This is a genomic window from Phenylobacterium sp. FG114 (genome assembly GCF_057809855.1).
Genome location: NZ_JBMDKU010000001.1, coordinates 300,598 through 326,323, shown reverse-complemented (window position 1 = coordinate 326,323; position 25,726 = coordinate 300,598). Strand labels below are relative to the sequence as shown.

25 protein-coding genes and 2 tRNA genes are annotated in these 25,726 nt (G+C 67.2%); 9 read left to right on the top strand and 18 right to left on the bottom strand.

The annotated features are described in order from the left end of the window. Positions 1 to 36 precede the first annotated feature (36 nt). Both ACODSY_RS01705 and ACODSY_RS01700 read right to left on the bottom strand, forming a co-directional pair. A complete protein-coding gene (locus tag ACODSY_RS01705) occupies positions 37 to 858 on the bottom strand; it encodes a LytR/AlgR family response regulator transcription factor (protein WP_488949894.1) in 822 nt (273 codons plus the stop codon). Continuing rightward, positions 855 to 1,904: a sensor histidine kinase gene (locus ACODSY_RS01700; protein ID WP_488949893.1), complete on the bottom strand. Its 1,050-nt coding sequence runs from the start codon at positions 1,902 to 1,904 to the stop codon at positions 855 to 857. Before ACODSY_RS01700 ends, ACODSY_RS01705 begins: the two co-directional genes overlap by 4 nt. 293 nt (positions 1,905 to 2,197) lie before the next feature. Between ACODSY_RS01700 and ACODSY_RS01695 the strand changes: the two genes are divergently transcribed. Together ACODSY_RS01695 and ACODSY_RS01690 are read left to right on the top strand one after the other, a co-directional pair. After that, positions 2,198 to 3,091, top strand: coding sequence for a LysR substrate-binding domain-containing protein (locus ACODSY_RS01695; RefSeq protein ID WP_488949892.1), 894 nt, complete (start codon positions 2,198 to 2,200; stop codon positions 3,089 to 3,091). A gap of 41 nt (positions 3,092 to 3,132) precedes the next feature. Then, a complete protein-coding gene (locus ACODSY_RS01690) occupies positions 3,133 to 3,921 on the top strand; it encodes a transglutaminase-like domain-containing protein (protein ID WP_488949891.1) in 789 nt (262 codons plus the stop codon). Here ACODSY_RS01690 and ACODSY_RS01685 read toward each other — a convergent pair. Next, positions 3,918 to 4,085, bottom strand: a complete 168-nt coding sequence (locus ACODSY_RS01685) for a hypothetical protein (protein WP_488949890.1) — start codon at positions 4,083 to 4,085, stop codon at positions 3,918 to 3,920. The two genes, ACODSY_RS01690 and ACODSY_RS01685, sit on opposite strands and share 4 nt — an antisense overlap. A 142-nt stretch (positions 4,086 to 4,227) precedes the next feature. After that, on the bottom strand, positions 4,228 to 7,236 hold the full coding sequence (locus ACODSY_RS01680) for a TonB-dependent receptor domain-containing protein (RefSeq protein WP_488949889.1): 3,009 nt from the start codon (positions 7,234 to 7,236) through the stop codon (positions 4,228 to 4,230). Between the two features lie 504 nt (positions 7,237 to 7,740). On the opposite strand from ACODSY_RS01680, the gene ACODSY_RS01675 reads away from it, so the two are divergent. Both ACODSY_RS01675 and ACODSY_RS01670 read left to right on the top strand, forming a co-directional pair. Then, the gene (locus ACODSY_RS01675; protein WP_488949888.1) at positions 7,741 to 8,517 is read left to right on the top strand and encodes a response regulator transcription factor; all 777 of its coding nucleotides are present in this window, start codon (positions 7,741 to 7,743) and stop codon (positions 8,515 to 8,517) included. A gap of 11 nt (positions 8,518 to 8,528) precedes the next feature. Beyond that, on the top strand, positions 8,529 to 8,771 hold the full coding sequence (locus tag ACODSY_RS01670; RefSeq protein WP_488949887.1) for a hypothetical protein: 243 nt from the start codon (positions 8,529 to 8,531) through the stop codon (positions 8,769 to 8,771). On the opposite strand, the gene ACODSY_RS01665 is transcribed toward ACODSY_RS01670, so the two are convergent. Continuing rightward, positions 8,768 to 10,510: a response regulator gene (locus ACODSY_RS01665; RefSeq protein WP_488949886.1), complete on the bottom strand. Its 1,743-nt coding sequence runs from the start codon at positions 10,508 to 10,510 to the stop codon at positions 8,768 to 8,770. The genes ACODSY_RS01670 and ACODSY_RS01665 overlap by 4 nt on opposite strands. A 208-nt stretch (positions 10,511 to 10,718) precedes the next feature. Then, positions 10,719 to 10,788 (bottom strand) — tRNA-Thr (locus ACODSY_RS01660). A gap of 210 nt (positions 10,789 to 10,998) precedes the next feature. On the opposite strand from ACODSY_RS01660, the gene ACODSY_RS01655 reads away from it, so the two are divergent. Beyond that, the gene (locus ACODSY_RS01655) at positions 10,999 to 12,195 is read left to right on the top strand and encodes a tyrosine-type recombinase/integrase (protein ID WP_488949885.1); all 1,197 of its coding nucleotides are present in this window, start codon (positions 10,999 to 11,001) and stop codon (positions 12,193 to 12,195) included. Between the two features lie 1,228 nt (positions 12,196 to 13,423). After that, a complete protein-coding gene (locus tag ACODSY_RS01650) occupies positions 13,424 to 13,891 on the top strand; it encodes a hypothetical protein (RefSeq protein WP_488949884.1) in 468 nt (155 codons plus the stop codon). A 144-nt stretch (positions 13,892 to 14,035) separates the two neighbouring features. Here the strand turns inward: ACODSY_RS01650 and ACODSY_RS01645 are convergent, their stop codons facing one another. Continuing rightward, positions 14,036 to 14,350: a hypothetical protein gene (locus ACODSY_RS01645; protein ID WP_488949883.1), complete on the bottom strand. Its 315-nt coding sequence runs from the start codon at positions 14,348 to 14,350 to the stop codon at positions 14,036 to 14,038. A gap of 780 nt (positions 14,351 to 15,130) precedes the next feature. Here ACODSY_RS01645 and ACODSY_RS01640 point away from each other — a divergent pair. Together ACODSY_RS01640 and ACODSY_RS01635 are read left to right on the top strand one after the other, a co-directional pair. Then, on the top strand, positions 15,131 to 15,811 hold the full coding sequence (locus tag ACODSY_RS01640) for a recombinase family protein (protein WP_488949882.1): 681 nt from the start codon (positions 15,131 to 15,133) through the stop codon (positions 15,809 to 15,811). A gap of 149 nt (positions 15,812 to 15,960) precedes the next feature. Further along, the gene (locus ACODSY_RS01635; protein ID WP_488949881.1) at positions 15,961 to 16,554 is read left to right on the top strand and encodes a hypothetical protein; all 594 of its coding nucleotides are present in this window, start codon (positions 15,961 to 15,963) and stop codon (positions 16,552 to 16,554) included. 364 nt (positions 16,555 to 16,918) lie between these two features. On the opposite strand, the gene ACODSY_RS01630 is transcribed toward ACODSY_RS01635, so the two are convergent. Continuing rightward, positions 16,919 to 17,203, bottom strand: coding sequence for a helix-turn-helix domain-containing protein (locus tag ACODSY_RS01630; RefSeq protein WP_488949880.1), 285 nt, complete (start codon positions 17,201 to 17,203; stop codon positions 16,919 to 16,921). Positions 17,204 to 17,298: 95 nt separating this feature from the next. Between ACODSY_RS01630 and ACODSY_RS01625 the strand changes: the two genes are divergently transcribed. Beyond that, positions 17,299 to 17,721, top strand: a complete 423-nt coding sequence (locus ACODSY_RS01625) for a hypothetical protein (protein WP_488949879.1) — start codon at positions 17,299 to 17,301, stop codon at positions 17,719 to 17,721. A 183-nt stretch (positions 17,722 to 17,904) separates the two neighbouring features. Here ACODSY_RS01625 and ACODSY_RS01620 read toward each other — a convergent pair whose 3' ends face one another. The 10 genes from ACODSY_RS01620 to hemC all read right to left on the bottom strand — a co-directional run bounded on the left by ACODSY_RS01620 (position 17,905) and on the right by hemC (position 25,710). Further along, complete coding sequence (locus tag ACODSY_RS01620; RefSeq protein WP_488949878.1) at positions 17,905 to 18,951, bottom strand: beta family protein; 1,047 nt, start codon at positions 18,949 to 18,951, stop codon at positions 17,905 to 17,907. Positions 18,952 to 18,961: 10 nt separating this feature from the next. Next, positions 18,962 to 19,462, bottom strand: coding sequence for an ImmA/IrrE family metallo-endopeptidase (locus tag ACODSY_RS01615; RefSeq protein WP_488949877.1), 501 nt, complete (start codon positions 19,460 to 19,462; stop codon positions 18,962 to 18,964). Beyond that, complete coding sequence (locus ACODSY_RS01610; RefSeq protein ID WP_488949876.1) at positions 19,462 to 19,842, bottom strand: hypothetical protein; 381 nt, start codon at positions 19,840 to 19,842, stop codon at positions 19,462 to 19,464. Before ACODSY_RS01610 ends, ACODSY_RS01615 begins: the two co-directional genes overlap by 1 nt. A gap of 192 nt (positions 19,843 to 20,034) precedes the next feature. After that, the gene (locus ACODSY_RS01605) at positions 20,035 to 20,268 is read right to left on the bottom strand and encodes a helix-turn-helix transcriptional regulator (RefSeq protein WP_488949875.1); all 234 of its coding nucleotides are present in this window, start codon (positions 20,266 to 20,268) and stop codon (positions 20,035 to 20,037) included. A gap of 274 nt (positions 20,269 to 20,542) precedes the next feature. Continuing rightward, positions 20,543 to 20,618: transfer RNA gene (locus tag ACODSY_RS01600), tRNA-Thr, on the bottom strand. A gap of 51 nt (positions 20,619 to 20,669) precedes the next feature. Continuing rightward, positions 20,670 to 21,611, bottom strand: coding sequence for a hypothetical protein (locus ACODSY_RS01595; RefSeq protein ID WP_488949874.1), 942 nt, complete (start codon positions 21,609 to 21,611; stop codon positions 20,670 to 20,672). Between the two features lie 10 nt (positions 21,612 to 21,621). Continuing rightward, positions 21,622 to 23,094 (bottom strand): heme biosynthesis protein HemY, encoded by a 1,473-nt coding sequence (locus ACODSY_RS01590; RefSeq protein ID WP_488949873.1) that lies wholly within the window; start codon positions 23,092 to 23,094, stop codon positions 21,622 to 21,624. Beyond that, entirely contained in the window at positions 23,091 to 23,927 is an 837-nt protein-coding gene (locus ACODSY_RS01585) for a COG4223 family protein (RefSeq protein ID WP_488949872.1), read from the bottom strand. Before ACODSY_RS01585 ends, ACODSY_RS01590 begins: the two co-directional genes overlap by 4 nt. 3 nt (positions 23,928 to 23,930) lie before the next feature. Then, the gene (locus tag ACODSY_RS01580; RefSeq protein ID WP_488949871.1) at positions 23,931 to 24,635 is read right to left on the bottom strand and encodes a uroporphyrinogen-III synthase; all 705 of its coding nucleotides are present in this window, start codon (positions 24,633 to 24,635) and stop codon (positions 23,931 to 23,933) included. A 97-nt stretch (positions 24,636 to 24,732) separates the two neighbouring features. Next, entirely contained in the window at positions 24,733 to 25,710 is a 978-nt protein-coding gene (hemC, locus tag ACODSY_RS01575) for a hydroxymethylbilane synthase (protein WP_488949870.1), read from the bottom strand. Positions 25,711 to 25,726 lie beyond the last annotated feature (16 nt).

Sequence of the window (25,726 nt, the reverse complement as noted above, 5' to 3'; positions counted from 1 at the left end):
TTGGGTTGAGATGAGGCCGTCTGAACCCAACAAGCTCTAGCCGAGGCGGGTTCCCACCACCTTGCGCACCTGGGCCGCCTGCCGGCGCGCCACGGGCACCTCGGCCCCAGACTGCAGCACCACGGCGGCCGGCCCCCCTGGTCGGCGCGCGAGGCGTACGATGCGGTCGCGGCGCACCAGGGCGCCGCGATGGACGCGCAGGAAGTCAGCCGGGTCCAGTTCGGCCTGCAGCTTGCGTATCGCCTTGCGCACCAGGAAGCTGCGGCCGCGGCTGTGGATCCGCACGTAGTCGCGTTCAGCCTCCACCCAGTCGATCAGGCTGACGGGCAGGCGCAGGCGGTCGCCCCGGTCGGGCACCCAGATCTCTTCGGCGAAGCCGGTTTCGGGAGCCTCGGCGTCGGCGGCGCGCAGGGCGGCCACCACCTCCTCCAGCTCGGCGATGCGGGACGTCGCCGCACGGGACGCAAGCCTTAGGCGCGCCCTTTCCAGCGCCGCGTGCAGCCGCTCGAACTCGACCGGCTTCAGCAGATAGTCCACAGCCGCCAGCTCGAAGGCGTCGGTGGCGAAGCGGCTGAACGCGGTCACGAAGATGAAGGCCGGCGCCTCGGCCGGATCGATCGCGCGCGCCAGGTCCAGTCCGGACAGCCCGGGCATGCGGATGTCGAGTAGGACCACGTCGATTCCACCGCGGCGGATGAGCGCCAGCGCCTCTTCGCCGTTGCCGGCCTGGCCCACGACCTCGACGCCGTCAGCCTTGTCGATGGCCATCTGCAGTCGGCGCAAGGCCGGTGGCTCGTCGTCGACCAGGGCGACGCGCAGGGGCCGCACGTGGCCCGGGGTGATGCTGCCTTGGATCATGCCCGCTCCAGGGGAATTTCCACCGACGCCAGGAAGCCATGCGGACGCCGCGGCCCGCAGGTGAGCTCAGCCGCCTTGCCGTAGATCAGATCCAGCCGGCGGCGCACGTTCTCCAGCCCCAGGCCGAGCTTGGGGGGCGCGAGGCCCGCGCCGTCGCCACCGTCGTCGGTCACGGTCAACCGGAGCCGTCCGTCCGTCGCCTCCGCCTTGATCTCGATGGTGACCGTGGCGTTCGAGCGCGCCACGCCGTACTTGACCGCATTCTCGACCAGCGGCTGCAGGATCAGACTGGGCGCAAGCACATCGCGCAGGTCGGGTGGGATTGTCTCGACGTAATTCAGCCGGTCTTCGAAACGGGCCTGCTCGATCAGCAGGTACTGGCGCTGGGCCTCGATCTCGTCAGCCAACGGCGCCTTGTCGGGCAGTTCCTTCTCGAGCGTGTGCCGCAGGAAGCTCGACAGCGACAGCACCACGCGCTCGGCCCGCTCGTTCTCCTTGGCGAGGATCAGCGAACTGAGCGCGTTCAGCGTGTTGAAGAGGAAGTGCGGATTGATCTGGTAGCGCAGCATCCGGTTCTGCGCGTCCATCGCCATGGCCTGCGAGGCCACCAGCCGGAGGTTCTTCTCCTTCAGCTCCTCCTCGTAGCGGATCGCGAAATACAGGGCGCACCACGAGATGAAGGTCCAGAAGAACATCGAGGCGGTGTAGGCGATGGAGATCGGCGACCAGGGCTCGACCTTCCACATCGGCCAGATCAGGTAGAAGGCCGCGTAGTTCACCATCGAGTAGGCGAACCCGCCGATCACCGACAGCAGGACGGCCGCCACCAGGCGCCGCCAGACCGGCTGTTCCGCCAGCAGCGACAGGATCTTGCCGATCAACAGGCAGGCCACGAAGCCGAACACGGCCATCCCGAAGCGCCGAACCGCCATGTCCCCGGCGTGCGGCATCGGGTCGGCGAGCATGCGCGCCGTGACGATCAGGTACGTCAGGGCCCAGAGGACGCCGTTGGCGATCAGGTAGTTGTTTGGACGCGACAGGCGCATTCAGCCCTTCCCAGGAGCATTTCCGCCGATCGTTCGGCCGAATTGGCGAAAGGAAATGCTCCGCCCCCGAGGATTTGCGGGCAGTCTGTTCGAACGCCCACACCGTCACATTCTGTCGTAATCCCGTGACAGTCCAAGGCCGCTCGTCGACGTACGGCGCCCGTTCGCCGCAAATGGTCCCATTCGACGGCGCCGCTCGCCCCCTTCGCCGCATTTCGCATGAAGACTTTTCCCAAGCGAGCATCCTCGGCTCGCGGGTCCGTGTTCCCGTGCGTTGAAGAGGGGAAGTCGTCGTGCCGGTGCGTCCGCCATCGCTGAGGGCCATCGCCGCCTTCGAGGCCGCGGCCCGGCATGAGAGCTTCACCAAGGCCGCCGACGAGCTCAACCTGACCCAGAGCGCGATCAGCCACGCCATCCGCTCGCTGGAGCTGCGCCTTGGGGTCGACCTGTTCGACCGTTTCGGCCGCACCGTGGTGCTTACCGAGCCCGGCCGCGCCTTCGTCAGCCGCCTGCGCCTGTCGTTGAACCTCATCTCCGAGGCTTTCGAGGCCCCGGCCCGACCGAGCCGCGCGCGCCTGGTGGTGGCCGCCACCGCCGGCATTGCCGAGCGGGTTCTCGCCAACCGGCTGCCCGGCTTCCTGGCGGGCCATCCCGACCGGGAACTGGAGCTCCGCACCGTGACCGGCGCCTCGGAGGTCAATGCCGGCGAGGCCGACGTGGCGATCCTCTACGGCGCGGGTGCCTGCGCGGGGCTGACCCAGCGCCGGCTGTCCGGGGAGGCGCTGTTCCCGGTGGCCGCCCCGTCCGCCGACCTCCCCCGGCGGCCGGAAGACCTGGTGCGCGCCGCCCTGATCCACCAGCCGGAGCACCCCTGGCGCCTATGGCTCGAACAGGTGGGCCTCAGCGACCTGCCGACCCACGCCACCTTGACCGCCGACAGCCCCTTGGCCGCCCTGGAGCTCGCCCGCAACGGAGCCGGCGTGTGCCTGGCGCGCGGCCTGCTCGTGCGCGACGACCTGCGCTCGGGCCGGCTCGTGCGGCTTTTCGAAGCCGAGGCCAGCCTGCGCGAGGACTACACCGCCGTCTGGAATCCGGCCTCGCCGCGCGCCGACGTGATCCGGCCCTTCGTCGACTGGCTGGCCGCCGCCCTCGATCCAGGCCCGGCCCCGGTGCTCCACGCCGCCTGACGGACGGCAACGCTTGCTGCGGCCACGCGTTGGCCGGTCGCATGCCGTTCCATATCCGCGCCGACCTCACCTACGACTTCGCCGAAAGCTGCGAGGTGCTCCTGCTGCTCGAAGCGGCGCGGGCCCACGACCAGGCGGTCCGGCGGGAACGGCTGACCGTGACACCCACGGCCGACCTGTCGCGACTGGACGACTCCGTCACCGGCGAGCGTCGGGCGGTCTTCACCGCAGAAGGGCGCGTCCAGATCGCCTATGAGGCCGAGGTGGACGTGCTGGCGCGCGACGCGACCCTCGCCGGCGCGGCCGCCGTGGCGATCCGAGACCTGCCGGGCGAGGCGCTGCGCTACCTGCGCGCCAGCCGCTATTGTCCCTCGGACCGGTTCGAAAGCTTCGTGCAACGCGAGTTCGGCGACCTCCAGGGCGGCGACAAGGCCGCCGCCATCGTGGAATGGATCCAGGGTCATCTCGACTATCGCGCCGGCGTCAGCGACGCGACCACCACTGCCCAAGACACCTTCGTGGATCGCGCGGGCGTTTGCCGGGATTTCACCCATCTGGCGATCGCCCTGTTCCGCGCGGCCGACTTTCCCGCCCGCGCGGTGAGCGCCTATGCCTGGAAGCTGAAGCCGCCGGACCTGCATGCGGTGGCCGAGGTCTACCTGGGCGGCCGCTGGCGGCTCGTCGACCCGACGGGCAAGGCGCCGGTCGAAGGCCTCGTCCGCGTCGCGACCGGCCTCGACGCGGCCGACATCGCGTTCATGACGGTCTTTGGCAGGGCGGAGCTGGTCTCGCAGGCGTTCGCGATCCGCAGGGCGGCGTCGAAGGGCTAATGCGCGGCTACCGGGCGCGCCGGGGGCACATCGTAATATTCCGCCAGATGCCGATACTCGGCCGCCACCCGCTCGAACTGTTCGCGGCCCTGCCCCGGGGCGGACTCTTCGGCCAGGCGCTGCACGCGCTCGGCTTCGGCTCGGTAGTACTCGGTACGACCCACGACACTCATCCAACAACCTGCGCTGCCGGAAGTCCTTCGCCGCCAATGGGTTCCCGAACGCCGGAAATGAAAAGGACCCCCGCTGGCGCGGGAGTCCTCTCCATCTCCTCGGGGCGCGGCGGCCGAAGCCGCCACGCTGGTTCTAGAAGTTCGCGGTGAAGCCGATGAACATCTTCCGGCCCAGCAGGTCGTAGGTCGGATAGGTGTTCGGCGAACCCGTCTGGGAGATGCGGTTGTTCACCAGCGGCGGATCCTGATCGAGGACGTTGTTGATACCGCCCCTGACCGAGAACTTGTCGTTCACGTTCCACACCGCCGACAGGTCGATGTAGCTCCGCTCAGGCAGCTTGTGGTTGAACGCGTTGCGGGCGTTCTGACCGATCGTCGGTTCGTCGGTGTCCGCCTCGAAGGTGGTTCCGCCGATGTAGCGCCACGCGACCGAAGCCAGGACGTTCCAAGGCGTGTTCCAGTTGATCCGCAGGGTGTGGCGCCAGCGCGGGTTCAGCGTCTGGCACTGCGGGCCGAACAGTCCGGCGCAATCGTAGTCGTCGTCGCCCGGCAGCGGCGTGGTGGTGAACTTCAGCAGGTAGGACCCCGTCAGGTTCACGCTCACGTCGCCCCAGCTGTCCAGGCCCCAGTCGCTCATCGGCAGGCGGTAGGTCGCCTGCACGTCGAGGCCCGAGTTTTCCTGGGCGCCCACGTTCACGTTCGTGCCGTTGATGTAGCCGGCGCCCGTGACGCTCGAGCCGAACAGGATGCCGTTCGGCGCGCGCCGGATCTGGCTGCAGAAGGTGGGGTCGCCGCTTTCGAGGCAGCGCTGCAGGATCACACCCAGCGGGATCGCGCCGATCACATCCTTCAGGTCGATGTGGAAGTAGTCGACGCTGGCGGTGAAGCCGCGGATGAAGTTCGGCCGGACCGTGGCGCCGATCGAGAACGTCTTGGCCGTTTCCGGGTCGAGCAGCGGATTGCCGCCGTTCAGCACCGAGCATTGGCCCGACGGGCATTGCGGGATCACGCCGTACTGCGCGGCCGTGACGCCGGTGTTCGCGCAGGCGGCGGCCGTGGCCGGATTGACGGCGCCGGCGGCGCAGGGATCCTCCGCCACCTGGCTGGTGTTGGTCACCGCCTGCGGCGTGTAGAGCTCGAGGATCGATGCCGCCCGGATCGCCTTGTTGTAGGAGGTCCGGAACTGGATCTCGTCGGTCGGGGCCCAGAGCAGGCCGAGCTTATAGGTCTCGGCCTTCGCGCCCGTGGAGTACTTGGAGTAGCGGAAGCCCAGCTCGGCCGTCAGCTGGTCGGCGAAGGGCATGTCCTGGACGATCGGCACCCGGGCTTCGGCGAAGCCTTCGTTCACGCGAAGGCTGTTGTTGATCGGCGTGGAGGCGCCGCCCGCCCCCGACAGGTCGCCGGAGAGCTGCGCCGCGTCGGGCTCGTATTCCAGGTGGTCGCGACGGTTGTGGAAGCCGAACGCCACGCCCACGCCGTTGGTCGCCCAAGGCGACTTGATCCCGTAGTCGGTCAGGTCGCCGGTGATGACGGCCTCGAAGATCCGCTCGGTGATCGTGCCGCGCGAGGTGCCCGTAATGTCCAGGTATCCCAGCGCCGCGTCCGTCACGCCGCCGTCGGCGAAGATGTTGTAGGGCACGCACGAGCCGCCCGAGATGCACTGCGGCCCCGTCGGAGTCTGGACGACCAGCAGCGAGTTCTGCAGGCGCGAGACCGAAAGGTAGTTCTCGGCCGCCTGGTTCAGGGACGTGTAGTAGTACGAGCCGTAGGCGTCGTACTTCCACGAGTCGACGATCTCGCCGCGCACGCCGCCGACGGCGCGGTAGTTCGTGTGCTCGTAGAACTGGTTGCGGCCGCCGCCTTCGATGTTCCGGCGGCCGATCAGCAGCTCGCGCGTCGCGCCCGAAGCGATGTCGCCCGCGGAGCAGTTCAGCACGCCGCGCTGCTGGGCGCTCATGAAGGGGTTGTTGCAGTTCACCAGGAAGCCGCCGTTCGCGGTCGCGCCCGTGCCCTGGAACAGGCCGGTCGGCGCGATCAGCACGTTCGAGCGGTCGTTCATGAAGCCGAAGTCCGCGTAGGCCTCGGCGTGCTTGTTCACCTCGTAACGGGCCATGAAGCCGGCCGTGTAACGGGTGCCCTGCTGCATCAGGTACGCGTAGTCGTTGGAGTTGAAGAACGGCGGGGGCGTGGTGCTGGCCGTGCCGCTCCAGGCCGAGAAGTTGTTCCCCGTCACGGCGATCTGGGTCGGGGAGCCCGGCAGGGCGAAGGCCGCGCCACTGGCCAGCAGCCACTGGTTCGAGTTCGGCGAACCGGCGCAGCTCGCCACGCCCGCGGCCGAGGCCACGACCTGGCAGGCCGAGTAGTCGCGCTGGTTCTGCCGGACTGGCTTCTGGTCGTGGTAGGTGAAGTAGGCCGTCACATTGCCGCGGCCCTCATCCAGGTTGGCGCCCATGATGACGCTGAAGTCCTGGGACTCGCCGTCCCACTTGTTGCCCGGCTTGGTCACGCCGCGCGCGGGCAGCAGGCCTTGGACGAACTCGTTGTGCTGGTTGTGCTGATAGACGCCGAAGTTGGCGTCGACCTGGATGCCCTCGAAGTCCCGCTTCATGATGAAGTTCACGACGCCGGCGATGGCGTCCGAACCATAGGTCGCCGAGGCGCCGCCCGTCAGCACGTCGACGCGCTCGATCAGCTGCGACGGGATCTGGTTCAGGTCGGGCGAGGGGTTGGTGTTGCCGGTGTTCGGGTCCCCGATGCCGAGGCGACGGCCGTCGACGAGCACCAGGGTGCGTTGCTGGCCGATGCCGCGCAGGTCGACCGTGGCCACGCCGCCCGGGCCCGACAGCGGGTTCGAGGTGGTGGAGAGGCCGGTCTGGCTGTTCTGCGCCACCTGGGGCAGCTGGTTGATGATGTCGGCGGTGACCGGGCGCCCGCCCAGGGCCACTTCCTCCGAACCGACCATCTGGACCGGGCTGACGCTGTTGACGTTCGGGCTCGGGATCCGGGTGCCGGTGACCACGACCTCGGCGACTTCGTCTTCGCCGCCGGTCTGGGCGAAGGCCGGGGTGGCGAGGCCCAGGAGGGCGACGCCACAGATCATCGACGACGCCAGCAGGTGTTCACGCGTGTATTTGATGTTCAAAGTCCAAATCCTCCAGCGGCCCTGGGCGGCGAGGCCGCCCGGCCGATCCCCACATGAAAAGCCGGCCCCCTGCGCAACCGGACCGACCGGTTGCGCGCCTGAGCGCCGCTGGAGAAAAACTATTGTCGTGTAGAGCGCCTCTTTACTGAATTTGTCTTCTCGTTTTCATGAGGAGGTTTCATGAGGGCCGGCTCTTCGCACCCCCGAATTCGCTCGATGAGCGCGAATAAAGGAATATAAAACAGATAGATGATGGTCCTGATGCGGTTGGGAGGCGCGGCCCCGCCGATGGCGAGGACGGCTGGCGGCGTGAAGTTGTTCCTGGAAGAATGTTGCAAAAAGAAAACAGCCGGGACCTGCCGTTACAATTATCACAGCGAGGGGACATATGAAATGTCCTCATGCAAAGTATGACGAGAAGTCGTCACGAAAGCTCCATGTCCCAGTCTAAAGTCCTTGCGCCAGGACGTGTATCGCCGGCGCCTTGACCGGGACGGAGCCAACATGACCGCAGTCGCCTTCGAATTTGCCGCCGGCGCCGCACCGATTCGGCCGCCCGTCGCGCAAGGATCTCTCCGCGTGCTGTGGATCGACGCCGACGCCGGCGCCATCGAACCGGGCCTCGACATGCTCCGCCGCCACGGCTTCGAGGTGGAACGCGCCGACTCCGCCGCCGAGGCGCAGCCGATGCTGGACGCCGAGGGCGCCGACCTGGTGATCCTCGAGACCGCGCTGCCCGACGCCGACGGCCTGGCGTTGTGCCGCAAGCTCTCCGACGCCGAGACCGCGCCGGTGCTGGTCTTCGCCCGCGCCGCCGACACGCTCGACCGGGTGGCCGGTCTGGAGTTCGGCGCGGACGACGTCCTGCCGAAGACCACGCATCCCCTGGAACTGCTGGCAAAGGTCCGCGCCCTGCTGCGCCGTTCGGCCCGGCAGGCGCGTCAGACGGCCCAGGCCGCGGTGGACACCTGGCGCTTCGACGCCGAGCTCGGCTACGTCACCTCACCGACGGGCCGCACGGTGCGCCTGAGCCCCGCCGACGCCGCGCTGCTGCGCACGCTGGCCGCGCGACCGGGCGAGGTGCTGCCTCGCGACACCCTGGTGGCGCTGCTGCATGGCGACGGGGCCACCACCGGCGGCCGGTCGATCGACGCGCGGGTCGCGCGGCTGCGTCGCACGCTGTCGGCCTGCGACGGCGCGGGCGAGATGATCAAGACCCTGCGCGGCGGCGGCTATCTCTTCCAGGCGCAGGTCACGGCCCGCGCCGGGCTTGCGGCCTAGGCGAGGTGGCTATGATCGCCGCCCTCTCCGTCGCGCTCCTGCTGGCCCAGGGGACAGCCGGCGACAGCCCGTCCGCCAAGGCGGCGGCGCCCGCCAAGGACCCCATCGTCTGCCGCTCCGAGACGCCCATCGGCTCGCGCCTTCCGCAGAAGACCTGCATGCTGAAGAGCGAACGCGACCGGCTGAAGCGCGAGTCCCGCAAGCGCCTCGAGGACATCCAGACCTCCAGCCACGGGCCCTTCAAGACCGACTAGCCGCCCCGCAGCCCGGCGATCAGTTCGAACAGCGCCGCGGCGTCGACAGGCTTGCGCAGCACGCCGTCGGCGCCCGCCGCGAGATAGCTGTCCAGGTCCTCGGCCGCGACATTGGCAGTCAGCATCCAGATCGGCGTGCGCCGGGCCACGTTTTCCGCGCCCCGGATCTCGCGCACGGCTTCGGCCCCACCCATCACCGGCATGTTGGCGTCCATCAGGACGAGGTCGTAGGCCTGCGCACGCCACGCCGCCACGGCCTGGGCCCCATCCTCGGCGAAGGAAAGCTCCACGGCCGCGCCGTCCAGCAGCGCCGCGAGCACCCTGCGGTTGGCGGCGTTGTCCTCGGCGGCCAGCACGCGGAGCCGGCGGGTCGGCGCGCCATCGGCGATCGCGGCGCCCTCCGGGAACACGTGCCGCGGCGCGTTGAACGCCAGCCAGAAGACCGCGCCGTCGCCCCCGTTCGCCAGGTCCTCCACCCCGACCTCGCCACCCATCAGGCGCAGGCTCGCGGCGCAGGCCGCCATCCCAAGGCCGCTGTCTCCGACCAGCCCTCCTCTCGCGGTCTGGTCGAACGCCTCGAAACTCCGCGCGCGGTCCTCGGCGGTGAGCCGCGGGCCGCTGTCGCGCACCTCGACGATCACCCCCAGCATCTCGTCCCGCGCCACGCCGGCGAGACGCACAGTGACCTGTCCGCCAGCCGATGTGGCCTTCAGGGCGTTGGCGACCAGGGTCACCAGCGTCTGCTCCAGCCGGCCGGCGTCGGCCACGACTGCGAACTCGAGCGACGGATCGGCGTCCTCGAAGCCCAGGTCCACCCCGATCGTCGCCGCATGGCTGCGCCAGACCCCGATCACCGCCACGACCAAGGCCCGCAGGTCGAGGGGAGCCGGGTTCAGCTGGGCGACGCCGGCCTCGGCGTCCGCCAGCTCCAGGATACCGTCCAGCAGACGCGTGAGCTGCTCGCCGCCCTCGACCACACCGCGCGCGAGGTCGGCCTGGGCGGGCGTGAGCGGCTGGCGGCGCAGCGCTTGGCCGAAGCCGAGCACGGCGTTCAGCGGCGTGCGGATCTCGTGGCTCGCGACGGCCAGCAGGCGCGTCTTGGCCCGGCCGGCGGTCTTCGCCTCCTCGATGGCCTGGCCCAGCGCCAGGTTCTTGCGCACTAGCGCCTGCATTGCCCGGGTCAACGCCCGATCGGTGGCCTGCTGCCGGGAGGTGGCCAGCAGGACGGCGGCGACGAACAGCAGCATGGCCAGGGCGTAGTGGTCGTCGAGCAGCGGCTGGTCCAGATCGATCGCGATCCACAGCAGCGTGACGGCAGGGGGAACGATTCCGACGACGTAGCTGACGCGGCCGATATGCACCCGCAGCGCCGCGAACAGCAGGACGCAGATCGCCAGGAGCGCCGCCTCGACCTGCATGATGGGCTCGCCGTAGAGCCGGATCTGCACCGCCAGCCAGCAGGCGTTGGCCACCAACAGCAGCATCAGGACGTCGGTCTGCCAGCGCAGGCGTCGCGACGCCGCCAGCCGATCGCTCCGGCGAACCGCGACCTCGGTCGCGACGAGCATGGTCAGGTAGAGACCGAACTCCAGAACGCCCAGCAGGGCGATCCGCCAGGGGGTGAAGGCGGCCAACAACGCGACGAAGGCGGCCACCAGGGCGAGCCGTGTCAGGGCGACGGTACGCGAGTACCGGATAAATCCATCCGGATCCGCGATGTCCGCAGTCGACTCTAGCATGCTGGTCCCGTCCCCCGATCGGCGGCCGGCACCAAGCATGGGTTGAATCGAGACGCACGTCTGCTCGCCCTTTGCGCGAGCCGCGCCTGACTCAGGACCGGCAGCAGGCGAACTTACGTTGGGGAAAATCCGGCGACCGCAACCTCAACAACGCGTGCGAATTCTCGGCGCGCCGGGCGTGTGGAGCCTGGATTTTGGAAACCCCGGATGGTGCCGCCTAGGTGACTCGAACACCTGACCTACGCATTACGAATTTGCGTCCCGTAACTACGGCGGGCTACGGCAGAGACCGGCGTGCTTCTGGTATATCCATTATTCCAATATGTTAGCCCATTGTTACCTACGGCGCACTACGGCGCATAACGGTGACGCTCGGTCCACCATGCTTCCATCTTGCTTCCACGACAGGTCGCAGCCTAAAGCGACGCCTTGAATGCAAGTGGGGGTGTCGCGTGCCGCGTAGATCGAATGTCCGCCTAACCAAGACGGTGGTTGATCAGGCTGCCAAGGGGTCAGTTACCTTCGACGCGGACCTGCCGGGGTTCGGTGTGCGCGTGACGAACGCTGGCACAAAAAGCTTCATCGCTCAGTATCGTACGGCGTCCGGCACTCAGGGCAGGATCACCGTCGGCAACTACCCCACCCTCACCGTGAATGAGGCCCGCGATCTAGCGCGAGCGGAGCTTGCGAAAGTGAAGCAAGGCGTGAACCCGAGCGCGGAGCGCCGCTCATTGCGCGCCGCACCGACCGTCGCCGCGCTATGCGACCATTATTGCAAGGACTACGCCGTGGCTGCCGCCCTCCGACCGCGCACCGTGCGGGATGCCCGTCACGTACTCGAAAAGTATGCCATCCCCAACCTTGGCTCTCGGAAGGTTGCAGAGGTCCGCCCGGCCGACATCCGCCGACTGCACGGAGACGCAAAAGCCGCTGCTGGCGTCTACCAAGCAAACCGGCTGCTCGCCGTCTTGAGCAAGATGTTCAGCCTCGCCATTGAGCACGAGATGCGCTCGACCAACCCCTGCAAGGGCATCAAGAAATTCCCGGAAGACCAGCGCTGGCGAAACTTCTCGGATGACGAGGTCGTCCGCCTCCTTACCGCGTGTGATCAATATCCGAACCAGAGCCCAGCGAACGCCATCCGTTTGCTCTTGTTCACCGGTGCTCGGTTGCAGGAGGTCGTGAAGGCCGAATGGACTCAGTTCGATCTAGACGAAGGTGTCTGGGAAAAGCCGTCGTCGCACACGAAGACCAAACGTCAGCACCGCCTACACCTCGACGGGCCGTCCTTGGAGCTGCTCCGCGACATGCGATCCAACGATCCGCTAGGGCGCTATCTATTCCCGGGCAAAAACGCGAAGCCTGATCCCCGGAAGCCAAGCCTCGATGTCCGACGCCCGCGATCCGACCTGAAGCGGGCCTGGGCCTGGATCATTGCGGAAGCAAAGATCGAGAATGCACGGACACACGATCTGCGCCGAACGACCGCCAGCTTCATGCTGGCCGAGAACGTGCCACTCGCCACCATCGGAAATGCACTTGGTCAAACCCAGGTATCGACAACTGCTCGCTATGCCAGACTCCGGGAGACCGACCAGCGTGATGCCCTACGCAAGGCCACCGAGCGCATGACAGCTCTGCGAGCGCCCAAGACCGAGGCCTTAGAAGACATCGACGAAGCGTGACCCCGGTCCCATGTGTTGGCGGCCACTTGCCATGCAGGGTCCCTTATACCCCTGGTTGGGGTGGCAGCTCTGGTGACCGTCTCATATCGGACGCGGGTCGTCCCTTTCCCAGCTCAAAACAAAAGCGGAGCTTGGCCTGCTCCCACCGCTCAGCCGCGAACAGCCAAGGATCGAGCAGCGGTCTCCGTCGCGGCCCTGTCGTTCGCCCTAGGTATAAGGCTCGACATGAGGGTGGGCACCTCTCGGGATTAAACGGGTGCGTTCAAGTTTTTCCTATGTGTGGCGAAGCACGGCGCTTACCCCTGTGTAGGTGGCCGCCCAGGCGATCGCACGTCGCCGGCGGCCGGTCGCTAAGCGGACCGAGAGGGTGGTTTGCGGACCTTCGCACCTGGGCGCTTTTCAGACATTCTGCGCCCGGTGCCCGCGAGCGGACCCCCCGAACGTCCGCGACGGGTGTACCGGACCTGCGCCCGTCGTCCTAGGGGCGGATAGTACCGCGCGTCTCGCGCGCGGTACTTTCAAGCTAACTGACGTTGGTGATCGTGTAACCGTAATACTCAAACGGAATGCTGGTGGTTTGTTGAGAACATCCCACATTCTGTTGCTGACCAGGCGCCAAATTATAGTCTCTCGAAAACGATCCATGTTCGCCGCGGGAATTGTCAACGTCGACCCTAATCGTGATTCTGGCGGACCTATTACTGTTATTCACGATAGCCCATAGCGTACCGCCGCCAGAAACCGGACAGTCTCCCAGCGATACAAAATAGGCATTCAGCGATTTGTCGGCTTCGTCATATCTCTCGGAACCCGGAATAGGAGACAAGCTCTTGTCAGCAGCAACTGGCCCCCCAGATTCTCCGAACGGTACCTCAGATTGCATTATAGACCTCCCATAGAAGATTTATATTGCGCGCAGGCTGGTATCTTGCTGTCAAGGTTGAGCTGGTATGCCTAATTTGCCTTCGATCCCGCGTTGAGTGCGTCTCGTGTGGCGTGACTCCTGGAAGGTATCTCGTCTCTGGGTTGAAGATGCTCATCCGATCTGATCGCGGCCATGACCAAGCGAACCTAGTCCGGCGGGCGCGTCGTCGAAGGTCTTAGATGGGTCGATCCCGGACAATCTCGTCGCTGATCAAAGCGAACGTTCGCGGGCCGCCTCGGAGGCGGGCCTCGCGAACGTCAGCGAGGGGTGGATTGCGGTCGTGCGCGGACGTAGCTTCGCAGCATGTCGACACTTGAATTAGAAGGCTACTTAGCTCTCGTGTCCAAAGCCGACTTCCACGTCGATTGGAGTAGGACCGATGTTGACCATTGCGGGAGTTGGCTAATTGGCTTGTCTCGACACGATCTCCCGGAACAGCTCCTGATTTGGGAAGGTCGAGATCGCGCTCTCACTATTTATGCCGCTGAGGACCGCTTTCTGAAGTGGGCCGGTTCGATAGATTCGCCGGACATCGCGCTCGCGCAATTGGAAAGGCCGGTAACCAAACAGTGGCTCGCAGAGCAGAGGCGGGAGCGCGATGAAGGCCTGGCAAAACGCGACCTTCAGCAGGCCCTCTCGATCGCAGCTCGTATGTGGGAGCAGGGCCGCTACGCTGAGTACGTCAAAGTATTGACGCCCTTCAGGGGGTGGCTTTCGCCCGCGCAGGTGAAGCGTATTGACCTAGCGGTCCGACGATCAGACGGCGGCTAACGTCATGGCCAGCCGATGCCGCTGCTCCCTATTGCGGACGTTCTGAAATTCAGCGAGGGGTCGATTTCAGGCGACGGCGCGGGCTCCCGAAGCTGACCTTCGTCGTCCGCGCCGTCAGCGGACGCGGCGACCCGAGGCAGACGTCTAGCCGATAATGGCGGCGATAGCTCCTAGGGCTGACACCAAGAGCTCCAAGAGCAGCCACATCGCGCCAAGCACTCCGTAAACTACCGCCCGGACTGGCTTCATCGTCGTTGCTGCTACCGCCGCTGCTAAGGCAAGGGCTGTTGAGGCGAAAAGCATGGCGCTCGAGCCGGCACGCCACAGCACGCCAAGGAGCAACTGTACGAGGAGAAAGGCGATGACGCCCGAGACGGCGGCGGCCACTAGCCTGCGAAGGAGCGTCGGCTCGTTAGCGAGCGCGGCGACCTTGTGATACCTCGCCAGTCGATTGGTCATGGGTGCATCATGCTGCGATAGGAGCGTGACCGGCAACTTCCGCTCCCCACCCGCCAACGACGTTCGCGACGCGTCTCCGCGCTGCTGCCGCATAGCGGACACTCACCGCCCATCCGTTTGGGGGACCTCCTCATCGTCGCGACGGGGTGGGACGCCGACCTTACGGCTCCCGCCGCGTAGTTGGGTCTTCTCGCAGCCGAGCAACGAGGTCGTGAGCGGCATCCGCAAAGGTGCGAAAGGCTCTCAGCGAGTTCTCGTGCCCGCGCTCGGCATAGAAGGTCACCCACCCGCCATTCCGCTCTCGCAGAGCGTAAGTCTCGGAGGGCTCCCGCCCCGCCTCACCGAGGTCGTAGGCGTCGGCACGGAAGCCTTCTGACGAAAGAACAGAGCGCAGCGTTGAGAGGTCCATGGTCGAGCTTCGCGCGCTGAACGTCCTGTCGCAAGCGCGTCCACCGAACGTCGCCTAAGGGTCGAAAGCCCCATTTGGCCTCGCACCGCGAAGCAGACGTTCGCTTGGCCGCAGGTAGATCGTTACCGCTGGCGGCGGGTGGACGACTGTCTGACTGCGCACGCCCCTGAGGCACCAAAGCGTTCATGATAGCCCGTCATCGACGCCCCCTCCCCCGGTCTGCCAGAGCGTGGACCGGTCTGCCCGGCCCCAGACGGCCGTGAAAGTCGGGCTATCGTGAACCGTTTCACAAAGCCGACATCCAACCCTTGGCTCAGACTCTCCGATGTGTGACATCTGGTTCAACGTTCGATGGAACAGGTGCCACACAGATGAAGCGATACGTCGCCTACTACCGGGTCTCCACCAAACGTCAGGGCGAGAGCGGCCTCGGGTTGGAGGCCCAGCAGGAGGCGGTTCGGCGGTTCATCGGCGGCGACGCGCTGGTGGGCGAACACGAGGAGGTAGAGAGCGGTGGTCGGGCCGATAGACCGGCCCTAGAGGCCGCGCTGCGCGACTGTCGTATCCATCGCGCCACCCTTGTGATCGCCAAGCTCGACCGCCTCGCCCGGTCCGTCGCGTTCATTTCGAGGCTCCAAGAGCACGGCGTCGATTTTGTCGCCGTGGATCTACCGCACGCCAACAGCTTCACGGTCCAGATCATGGCTGCTGTCGCCGAGCATGAGCGCCGGATGATCGCGGAGCGAACCCGGGCAGCCCTACAGGCCGCCAAAGCCCGTGGCGTGAGCCTAGGCGGGCGTAGACCAGGGCATCGCATCGAGGATCACTCGGAGCGCGGGCGTAAGGTTTCAGCGATGGTCCGAACAGCGGCGGCGGAAGCCGTCGCCGCAGACCGAATGGAGGTCATCGCAGCGATCCGCAACCAAGGGACCGCGACGCTTCATGGGCTCGCGCGGGAACTCAATGCGCGAGGCGTGCCGGCACCTCGCGGCGGCGCATGGTCGGCAGGTCAGGTGCGGCGCATAGTCCAGCGCGCCGCTGAGCAAGCGTGACTTCTGGCCATTCTTCCGCTATCATTTCATTGATTGTGGAGTCCCCACGCGCGGCGCTTGTCGTCGGCTCACCGGTTCGCCGGCCCTCCACAGCCACGCGAAGCCCATCCCAACATGATCGAAGGTCTTCACGACGCGACCGCTGACGTATGACGTTCGCGGTCAAGCTTGCTGCGGCAAGAGCAAAGCTGGCAGCCACGCGGTGCTCGCTCCCCGCGGCGCTGGTCGACGCCTACGCCCAATTCTGGGCCGATAACGGGGCCGGTCACGAGCTGACCATCTCACTTGGCGTTCACCCGAACAGGTTCGATCCGGAAACCGAGTTCATCCCGCAGATGAGGCGCCTGGTCCGTGGGGTCACGCAGGGCCTACGCGGCATTCCCAAGCGACGACTTCTCAGGCTCACTCCGGATGAGGCGGTATGGATGGCTGGGTTTTATGAGCCGACGATGGCGGGCGGCATCCTTTTCCCGCACTGGCACGGCGTCATTGCATTGCGCGAAGGCGAGGAGCCGGTCCTGCGCTCGCTTCTGGTCGACTGCGTGGGTGAAGACATGACGCCGGGCTCAATCGGGCCTTTCGAGACATCCCGGCCCATCATCACGACCCCCAAGGCCAAGCCCACGTTCCATCTCGCGCGGTTGCAGACGCCCGAGCGATACGTCGCCTATGCCAACAAGGGGGTTCGAGGCGGCGATCCTGTCCACTGGACCACAGCCGACTTCCTCCCGCGCCTGACCTAGCAGCACGAAGCCGGGCTGTCCTGATAGCACCCAAAAGCACGAAAGCACTCACGCCAGCCGCAGATCACGAGCGGCTCGGTCAATCCTCTTGAATTGCCGAACCGCCTCCTCAGCGAGGGACAGGTGGACAGGGGGTCGCGGTGGTGGATTGTCCATAGCCGCGAACTACAGACCGGAGCCTCCGACTAGGCGACCGGACTGTGCCGCAACCAGCGCGGCTTGAAGCCCAGCAGCATGTCGCGCTCGCAGAATGCGGGCGTCGGCCCTCGTGGCCGGACTCGTCCTCCAGAGGGACAGAGAATGGCGGATCGGGAGCGCGCCCCGACCGCCAGTTCTCGTCATGGCTACAGAGAAGGATGCGACGTCACAGGTCGAGGGTGTCCGGTAGAGCGGCGATAATCTCGTCCAATAGGGTGCTCGGCACCACTCCCAGAGCGCGGGCAACCGCGATGAACTCAATGATGTCCAGCCGCCTCTCACGGTTCTCGATCTTGGAGATGAAGGACCGAGGCTTTCGAAGCCGCAATGCCAGCTCGCGCTGGGGAATGCCACAAGCCTTGCGGACTTCGATCAGCTTGGTGATCGCCGCCTCGTATGCCGAAGACGAGACCCACGGTCGTGGGCGCCCGCGAGGCCTTGTCGCTTCCATGCGGCTTGGTAAGAACCGCGAGGTATGCACCCATCATGGGTGCGCCGAGGGGTGGAGCGTTGAACCGGGTAGTGGGTGCTGCAATCGCACTGGCCATGGTCGGCGTCGGCGGGTGTCAGCCGAAGGGCCCGGATCAGGCAACCGTGGTCGAAGAGGCGCTTCGCGCCCAGCTCAAAGACCCGGAGTCGGCCCTCTTTCAGAACGTTCGTGGGATGAACGGCGTGGTGTGCGGTGAGTACAACGCAAAGAACAGCTTCGGGGGCTACGTGGGCTTCGAACCGTTCTACGGCCGCGTTGACCAGACCGGGAAAGCCGAGGTCTTCACGGCCGACCGGAACCCCTACGGCATGCACTTCGCGGAGGTCTTGGGTCAGGCCTGCAAGGACCTTTCCCACCTGATGCTCGATGAGCGGCAAGCGGACCTGGACCGCAGGCTCAACGAAAATGCGGAGTGGCTTCGAGGGGTCCATGACAACGACTCGACCGGCGACCTCGGAGCGACTGGCGACGGTCACTGACAATCGCGGCGCCGCAAGAGGCAAGTGCTTCCTACCGACGCCCAGAATGCTCTGTGGCGGGCTGGAAGAGGTCTCTAGCTAGGGGTAGCTGAGGCCCAACTTGAAGTTCCCAAGGACCGACTCAGCGCGCACAAATCGTCCCGCGGGTCCTCGGTACGGTCTCCTGCGCCATCCTCCAAGACACTAGATGTCGACGTAGGGTTCTTCGGGATCGCCCGGCACCTGCGCCTCGCCGACATACGCCTGCCGGTGGAGGTGAATGTTGATCCTCGCCGCGGCAGCAGTCCCCGGACTACGGATCGCGCCCGGCAGGCCTTCGGCGGTGCAGGTTATTAAGTAGGTGCCCCAGATCGCTAGTTCGGCGGGCCAGGCGGAGTCGCTCATCAGTCGCTGAGCTAGCTCCGGATAACCTTCCTCATCCTCTTGTCGCCAGCAAATCCACTCTGTCTGAAATGGGAGATCGATGCGTGGAACGTTCCGCATCGGCACCGCCTCCGCGGAGGGAGGCCTAGTGCTACCCCAATCGCCGTAGATGAGCGTGGCTGCGTTGTGGCGGCGTACCAGATTTGTGTGGAGCCTCCTCTCCACGACGGGAATGCGGCCCCGCCCCCGGATGCCGGCAAACGCGTCTGGGAAGCTGCTGCCTGATACGACGATCTCGATCTCAGGTCGCACCTCCGTAATCGACTGAACCATGGATGAGGCCCACAATTCACGACCTAGCAGGTCCGTCGACCATCCGGCGTCTACGAAGACCACCACGTCGGGCGAGCGCTCGGACAGGATGCGCGCCGCCTCGATCACTTCTGCTGCAGCGCCGAACTGCAAGCGTATCACTGCGCCACGGTCTAGGCGGCTGATGTGCTCGAACTGCCGCTCTAGCTGAATTGCCGTCGGGCGGAGGACTGGAACGGCCCCTGCAACCGTTTCGACATAGCGGTAGTAGCTCGCATGCCCATCCGCAGGGTCGAAGAGGCGATCAAACTCCTCCCCCGCAGGCGTCGTCGAAGCGCCAAACTTCGTCCGGTCCAAATCTAGGGCGAAGCGCCGGCCCGAGAGGGCAGCCGCAACCTTTTCACCCGTGCGCGCCAGTGCGCGGGCGTTGGGCCACGGGCGCCAGACGATAATCGGGAAGAGGCGATCCTTCGTCTCGCCCGAGAGCTGAAGAAGCGCCTTCACCTCCGCGACGCGAGCGTGAAGTATGGGGCAGTATCGAACGTCTTCGAGCATCTAGCTCCTGTCAGGTAAGGCCGAGTCTTACCTTCATGGCCGGAGTCGACACCTTAAACAATTTGGCTAGCTCTTCCACTACTCCAGGGCGACTCCCCCCTCCCCTTAGCCTCGCTTCCCTTAGAAGCAACGCCTCGGGCATTATGATCGCCGCAGCTAGGCGGTTAGCTTCCGTTTCTTTACGCGAAGTGAGATTTGAGCGGTAAAGAACACTATCTACGACGCCGCTTCCTATCTCGTCGCGGTGAAGAAGGTAGTGAGCAAGTTCATGCGCAATCGTGAAGCGCTGTCGCTCCGGTACTTCGTATTTGTTGACCTTAATTTCGAAACCCGAAGGCGTGTCGGGAGAAGGGCGAATTAACCCAGAAACCTTTGGTTCGAGCGGCGCAGTGACCACGCGCAATCCCAATGCTGTAGCGAGTTCGCCGACCTTCACTGGCACGCTAGTGATGTGCTGCTGAACGATCTCCGCCTCGCGCGGATCAACACGTTGCCAAAGGTAGTCCTTCATTACGCTGCGCCTTCTTCGTCGGCGGTGTCGTCAGCCTCCAGCCCAACTGAGTTCATGCCTGCATAGGTAATCTCGGTGACCCGCGTTTCCACCATCGCGTAGAGATGATTTCCCTTCTGAAAGCCATCCTCCAGAAAGTCCTCGGTCCTCCTTCGAACTCCGTTGGCAATGGCGTTCCACCCCAGGACGCCAAGCACAGCCAGAAAGATCGTCAGCAAGGTCAGCAGGACTGACACGGCGGTCAGCATCACCGAAATGAAGTCCGCGTATGAGATGGTGTAGCTGCTCGTACCGAACCGGTGGCTCAACGCGCCACCAGCGACAGCAGAGATGAGGCACATCACCATCACGCCGACCACGCCGAGCGTGATCAGGCCCATTCGCTTTGCCTGCACGGATGGCCCCCTCCCGAAGGAACGAAACCGGAACTATAATTCGATTTGTCGAACCTGACAACAGGAGCTGGTCTTGCTACGCGGCACCGCCACACCTACCGTTTTGCTTCGCTCGCGGGCCCAGCGAAGCCTTGTCAGCAGAAGCGCTCGCCGGTGCTTGGGGTTAGCCTCCTCCCCTCACCGCTCCGGCATTGCACCGCCAGTGTTGGTGCGGGCCCCTGTCTCGACAAACGCCACCAGATCGGTGGGCAGGTAGCGCACGAGCCGCCTACCGACCTTCCGAAAGACCGGGCCTCCGCCGCGAAGTCGCCAATCCTCCAGCGTCCTACGAGAGACGCCAAGAAACTCTGCCGCCTCCTCCGTGGTGAGGAGCGGGGCCGAACGCGGCGGTTGATCCTTCAAGTGGTACATCGACGCTGCTGGCTCATCGCTTCAGTGCGTCGATCTATTTATACCAAAAATTCCGAGCTGGTTTTGGCAAATGCACGGGCGCATTCCGCTGCAAATTCTGCTGCTTACAAGCGCGCTAAGGGGAGCTGCCCCATTTTTCGCGGTTTTCGGACATGCCTGACGCAGGCAGCTCCGCCGCTGCCTGATGGTTCCACCTTGCTTCCACGGTTCCAATGGGCACGACCCGTTCCCGCGCCAGTCGCCCGTATTGTCTAATGATTTCATCGAGAAGGAGTGGTGCCGCCTAGGTGACTCGAACACCTGACCTACGCATTACGAATGCGCCGCTCTACCGGCTGAGCTAAGGCGGCTCCTGTCCGGGGACGCGGGCTTTTACGTGAAAGCTCCCGATTTGCAAAGCGTCACGCCGCCACGCCCATGCGGTCGCGCCAGAAGCCGGCCAAGGCCTGGACGAAGGCGGCGTGGCTCCACTGCGCAGCGGTCTGGGCGGCCGCGTGGCGCATGAGTGCGGCCGCCCCGTCGCCGCGCTCGGCCAGGACGACGGCGCGCACCAGGGCGTGGGCGGCGGCCTCGCAGTCGTCCTCGTCGACCCAGATGCCGTTGATGCTGGTGGCGAACTCCCGCGCGCCGATGCCGGTGAAGCCGGCCAGCAGGCATTCGCTGGCCATGGCCTCCAGGGTCGTGAGGCTGAGCGCTTCCATCTTCGCGAGGCTCAGGAACACCGACGCGCGGCCCATGACGTCGGCGACCTCGGCTTCCGACCGGGTCTCCAGCAGCTCCCAGCGCCAGGCCGTGGCGCTGGGGTGCAGGCGCTCGAACATGTAGCGGATGGTCGCCTGCTCGACCCGGCGGCGGCGCGGCGAGCAGGCAATGATCTGTTCCTTCGGCTTTGGCGCGAACACCCGCTCGTCGGCGAAGCCGGGCACGACCGAGATCAGGTCGTAGTCGAAGTAGCGCGCGATCAGACCGCCTGCCCCGACGCCGCAGGCCATGAAGGTCCGGTACTGCGGCTTCAGCTCAGCCGGCAAGGCGGCGAGGCCATGACTCGCCAGGGCGTAGGGGTCCTGACAGAACACGACCTTGCGGTTCGGGAGAGCGGCGCCCTGCTTCAGCGCCTCCGGCGAATCCTCGGGCAGCACGAGGATGTCGTCCCTGCCCAGCGGCGCCGAGCCGTCTTCCACCGGGGCCCGATGGTCGAACCAGGCGGCCGGCGCGACCTCGGCGGGACGGCGGACCACAGCGTCGAAACCCAGCGCGCAGAGAGCCTCGACGTGGCGGAAGATCATCTTCACGCCACCGGTGCGCGCGCCGGCGAAGGGCGCGAGATAGACGATGCGGGTCATTCGCGGCCGCTTACTTCCGGGCCCGAGACGCGCCGGTGCGCCGCGAGGGAGGCGCGGTGTCCGGCTCGTCGTAGCCTTCGTCGACCGGATAGAGCACGGGTTCGGTCAGCATGGGCCCCGCGTCGGCATAGGCGATCGGCAATTCCGGCAGTTCGCGCAGGCTGCGTTCGCGCCGCTCCAGGCGGGGGTGCAGGAGTTCACCCGTTTCGGCGAACGCGATGGCCAGGCGGGCCCAGTCCTGGGCGTGGTAGGCGAACGGCCGGCCTTCCGGGTCGAGGTCGGACCAGTCGGGCTCCGGCGGCGCGTTCATCCCCTGGGCCAGCCACATCCGCGCTTCGTCGATGGCGCCGGCGGCATAGGCTGCGCGGGCGATCAGCCCGGCCACGCGGGCGGTGACCGGCTGACCTTCCAGGGTCCGGGCGGCCTCGCGCGCCGCCGGCGCGTCGCCGGCGACCAGCGCCTGTTCCACGTACAGCAGCAGGCTCTCGCGGTGGGTGGGGTTCACGGCGGCGAGCTGGCCCAGGCGCTGGGCGCGCTCGCGCGGCGTCTCGTCCGTCTTGAGGTCGCGGTACGCCAGCCACAGGGCCGGATGCGGCGCCGCGCGCCAGGCATTCTCCAGCAATGCGGCGGCCCGGCCCAGCTTGCCGTCGTCGGCCAGCAGCCGGGCGGCCATCACGACCCCGGGCGCGAAGCCCGGCTGCAGGCGGGCGGCCTCGGTGGCCTGATCCAGCGCCTGGGCCCGGGCCTTGGGCTCCGGGGCATGCTCGAGCTGGGCGGCCGACGCGGCCAGCAGGGCCGCCCGGGCCCGCTCGGCGACGATGGGCGGCACGATCTTGCGGTCCAGCGCGCCCTTCACCAGGGCCAGGGCGCCGTCCCAGTCGGCGGCCTCGAGCCGGGATTCCAGGATCGCCCGCCACGCCCAGCGCGCGGTGCGCGCCTCGCCATAGGCTTCCTGAGCGTGGCGCAGCGCTGTCTCGCGCGCGCCCTGCGCAAGGGCGATCTGCATCAGCCCCTTGTGCCCGGCGAGCCGCATTTCCGGGAAGCCCAGCATGGCGGTGTAGGCCGCCTGGGCCTGAGCCATGTCGCCGGCGGCCTCGGCGCTCTGCGCGGCCAGGACCCGGACGAGGCCGGGCGAGTCGGGGGCGATCTCCGCGGCCTTCTTCGACAGCCGCAAGGCTTCCGACCCGTCACCGGCCGCGACGGCCAGGAAGCCCCGCGCCAGCACCTCGTTCGCCTGCCGCCGCCGCGCCTCGGCGCGGGCGCGCTCGGCCCGCCGCGGCGCATCCAGGACCCAGAGGATGGTGCGCCACACGACCGCGGCGAACAGGCCGAAGCTGAGCGCGATCAGGATCGCCGCGGCGGCGGTGGAGTCCGCGCGCCAGCCCAGCCAGACGACCGTCGCCCGGCCGGGGTCGTCGCTCAACGCCAGCGCCCCCATCGCGATGGCGGCCATCAGGATGAGGACGACGCCGGCGCGGATCATGCCGGGGGTCCGGGCGCCTGCAGGGCCCGGACGGCGCGGGTCCTCAGCGCGGTGATCTCGCGGTCGATCTGGGCGCGTCGCTCGGCCTGCTCCCGCCAGGGGGCGATGGCCTCCCGGGCCTTTGGCGGCAGGGTGTCGAGCGCCTTCAGCGCGGGCGCCACCTGGCCGTCCTGCAACGCCCGCTCGGCGCGGGCGATGACCGCGTCGGGGCTGTTCCCCGTCGTCTCGTCCACCCGGCGCACGGTGACCACCTTCGCCGCCGCGTAAGCGATGCGTTCGCTCAAGGTCGCCCCCTCGTGCGGCTTGCGCGCGCGGCTGGCGGCCTTGGCGGCGTAGGGCGGGAAGCTGGCGGCCAACGAGGTGCGGCTCGGCGCGCCGGTCTCGGCCAGGCGGGTCAGGGCGGCGAGTTCGGGCAGGCGGGGCGCGGTGGCCTTCAGCGCCGACAGTTCGCGGCCGAACGGCCCCGATCCCTGGCTGGCGTCCACCAGTTGGGCGGCGGCGAGCGCGGCGGCGGCGGCCTCGGTCGTGCGGGCGCCCTGGTTTTCCAGCATTGCGATCCGCGCCTGAAGCCGCGTGACCTCGTCCGCCGTGGGTGACGCGACGACGACGGGCAGGGCCTCGGGCGGCGGGGCGACTGCGGAGACCCTCTGCGCCGGCGTGTCCTGCGGCGCGGGCTTTGCGGGGAGCAGCTTCGGACCCAGCACCGCCACGCCGACGCCCGCCAGCACGCAAAGCACGCCGAACGCGATCAGCGCCCAGAACCCCACGCCCATCAGCGGCTTCGGCCGGTAGTCGGCTGGGTCCTTCGGCAGGTCGGGTTCGTCGGCGCTCATGGATCAGGGCCGCCGGTCGATAAGGTTGAGCAAGGCGGCCTCCAGCGGGAACGGCGGAAAGGCCTTGGCCGCCATCCGAGTGCGGGCCAACGGCTGGACGACGGCCTTCGAAAGGCCCAGCGCCCGAAGGTCGGGCGAGGGATGGGTCTTCAGGATCTTCGCCAACACCTGGGCGGCCCGCGGGGAGTGGAGAAGCACGGCGTCGCTCTGCGTGAGGCGATCGGCCTGGGCCTCGGTCAGGTCGACCGGCGCAGTCTCGTAGAGGACCAACCGCCGCGCCTCGACGCCCTGCTTCTCCAGGGCGCCGGCGAGGTCGCCCGCCGGCTCCAGGGCGCCCGGATGCAGCACCGCGCCGCGAAGTTCGCCACGCCGCGCGGCGATTCCCTCGGCCAGGGCCTCGACGTCGCCATCCGCCGACAGCACCGACTTGAAGCCCGCCGTCCGCGCGGCCTGGGCGGTGGCGGCGCCGACCGCGAACACCTTCAGCGCCCGTTCCCCGTTCGCGTCGGCGAAGGCGCGCACGCCGTTGGCGCTGGTGAAGGCCAGGGCGGCCACGCCGTGCAGATCGACCTGAACGTCCGGCAGCACGCGCACCGCGAGCAAGGGCGCCACCAGCGCCTCATGCCCCAGCGCGCGCACGCGCTCGGCGGTGACGTCTGCGCCCGGCTGGGCGCGGGTGATCCAGATTCGCTGTCTGCGGGCCGCCATCGGGCGATCCTGTTAGCTGAGCCGTTGAACTTTCACCAACGACGATGCGGCGCTGCGCGCCATTGTTCAACGAACAAGGCGGCCCAGCTCCGCCTCGCTACAGCACAATGGCGTCGCCTGCCTCGGCCTTGATGGCGTGGCCCAGCGAGGAGCCCAGGTCGCGGGCCGAGGCCATCGGGTCGGAGAGCTGGCTCAGCTCGGTGTCGCCAGCGTGGCGGAAACGCGCCGTGCCGTCGGGCGCCAGAGCCTCGACGATGAGCTGGATAAACCCCGCCTCCAACCAGGCGTGAGCGCCGATCGGCGTCTTGCAGGATCCCTCCAGCGCCGCCAGGGCGCCACGCTCGGCCGCCACACAGAGCGTCGTGGTCTCGCAGCGCAGGCCGGCCACCCACGGCAGGTCGCGGTCGGCCTCGCGGGTCTCGATGGCCAAGGCGCCTTGGCCCGGGGCCGGCGGGACCTCCTTCGGGTCGATCAGGCTCTTGGGCAGGTCTCCCAGGCCCAGCCGGCGCAGGCCGGCGTAGGCGAGGAGGATGGCGTCGGCTTCGCCCGCGGCCAGCTTCGCCAGGCGCGTGTCGACGTTGCCGCGCAGCATCTGCACGTCGAGGTCCGGCCGGCGGAAGAGCGACTGCGCCTGGCGTCGGAGACTGGCTGTGCCGAGGCGCGCACCCTGGGGCAGGTCCTCCAGCCGTTCCACGTCCCGGCTCAGGAAGGCGTCGCGCGGATCCTCGCGCTCGGGGATCGCCGCGATGCACAGGCCCGGGGGCAACTCGGCCGGCATGTCCTTCATCGAGTGGATCGCGCAGTCGATGCGGCCCTCGATCAGCGCCTCCTCAATCTCCTTGGTGAAGAGTCCCTTGCCGCCGATCTCCAGCAGCCGCCGGTCCTGCACCCGGTCGCCCGTGGTAGTGATAACCGTCAGCGGTGCGACCGCCTCAACTTCGACGGGGTTCGACGGGTCGGCGCCGAGCGCGGCGGCGATGCGACGCTGCATGTGGCCGGCCTGGGCCAGGCTGAGTTTCGAGCCGCGGGCGCCGATACGCACTTGGCCCGGGTTGGCGGCAGGTTGCGAAGGCACGGTCGGCGGTCTACCT

Coding starts and splice junctions, on each gene's coding strand:
- ACODSY_RS01705 (WP_488949894.1), bottom strand. CDS start 858: ATGATCCAAGGCAGCATCACCCCGGGCCACGTGCGGCCCCTGCGCGTC.
- ACODSY_RS01700 (WP_488949893.1), bottom strand. CDS start 1,904: ATGCGCCTGTCGCGTCCAAACAACTACCTGATCGCCAACGGCGTCCTC.
- ACODSY_RS01690 (WP_488949891.1), top strand. CDS start 3,133: ATGCCGTTCCATATCCGCGCCGACCTCACCTACGACTTCGCCGAAAGC.
- ACODSY_RS01675 (WP_488949888.1), top strand. CDS start 7,741: ATGACCGCAGTCGCCTTCGAATTTGCCGCCGGCGCCGCACCGATTCGG.
- ACODSY_RS01670 (WP_488949887.1), top strand. CDS start 8,529: ATGATCGCCGCCCTCTCCGTCGCGCTCCTGCTGGCCCAGGGGACAGCC.
- ACODSY_RS01665 (WP_488949886.1), bottom strand. CDS start 10,510: ATGCTAGAGTCGACTGCGGACATCGCGGATCCGGATGGATTTATCCGG.
- ACODSY_RS01650 (WP_488949884.1), top strand. CDS start 13,424: ATGTCGACACTTGAATTAGAAGGCTACTTAGCTCTCGTGTCCAAAGCC.
- ACODSY_RS01645 (WP_488949883.1), bottom strand. CDS start 14,350: ATGACCAATCGACTGGCGAGGTATCACAAGGTCGCCGCGCTCGCTAAC.
- ACODSY_RS01640 (WP_488949882.1), top strand. CDS start 15,131: ATGAAGCGATACGTCGCCTACTACCGGGTCTCCACCAAACGTCAGGGC.
- ACODSY_RS01635 (WP_488949881.1), top strand. CDS start 15,961: ATGACGTTCGCGGTCAAGCTTGCTGCGGCAAGAGCAAAGCTGGCAGCC.
- ACODSY_RS01630 (WP_488949880.1), bottom strand. CDS start 17,203: ATGGAAGCGACAAGGCCTCGCGGGCGCCCACGACCGTGGGTCTCGTCT.
- ACODSY_RS01625 (WP_488949879.1), top strand. CDS start 17,299: ATGGTCGGCGTCGGCGGGTGTCAGCCGAAGGGCCCGGATCAGGCAACC.
- ACODSY_RS01620 (WP_488949878.1), bottom strand. CDS start 18,951: ATGCTCGAAGACGTTCGATACTGCCCCATACTTCACGCTCGCGTCGCG.
- ACODSY_RS01615 (WP_488949877.1), bottom strand. CDS start 19,462: ATGAAGGACTACCTTTGGCAACGTGTTGATCCGCGCGAGGCGGAGATC.
- ACODSY_RS01610 (WP_488949876.1), bottom strand. CDS start 19,842: ATGGGCCTGATCACGCTCGGCGTGGTCGGCGTGATGGTGATGTGCCTC.
- ACODSY_RS01605 (WP_488949875.1), bottom strand. CDS start 20,268: ATGTACCACTTGAAGGATCAACCGCCGCGTTCGGCCCCGCTCCTCACC.
- ACODSY_RS01595 (WP_488949874.1), bottom strand. CDS start 21,611: ATGACCCGCATCGTCTATCTCGCGCCCTTCGCCGGCGCGCGCACCGGT.
- ACODSY_RS01590 (WP_488949873.1), bottom strand. CDS start 23,094: ATGATCCGCGCCGGCGTCGTCCTCATCCTGATGGCCGCCATCGCGATG.
- ACODSY_RS01585 (WP_488949872.1), bottom strand. CDS start 23,927: ATGAGCGCCGACGAACCCGACCTGCCGAAGGACCCAGCCGACTACCGG.
- ACODSY_RS01580 (WP_488949871.1), bottom strand. CDS start 24,635: ATGGCGGCCCGCAGACAGCGAATCTGGATCACCCGCGCCCAGCCGGGC.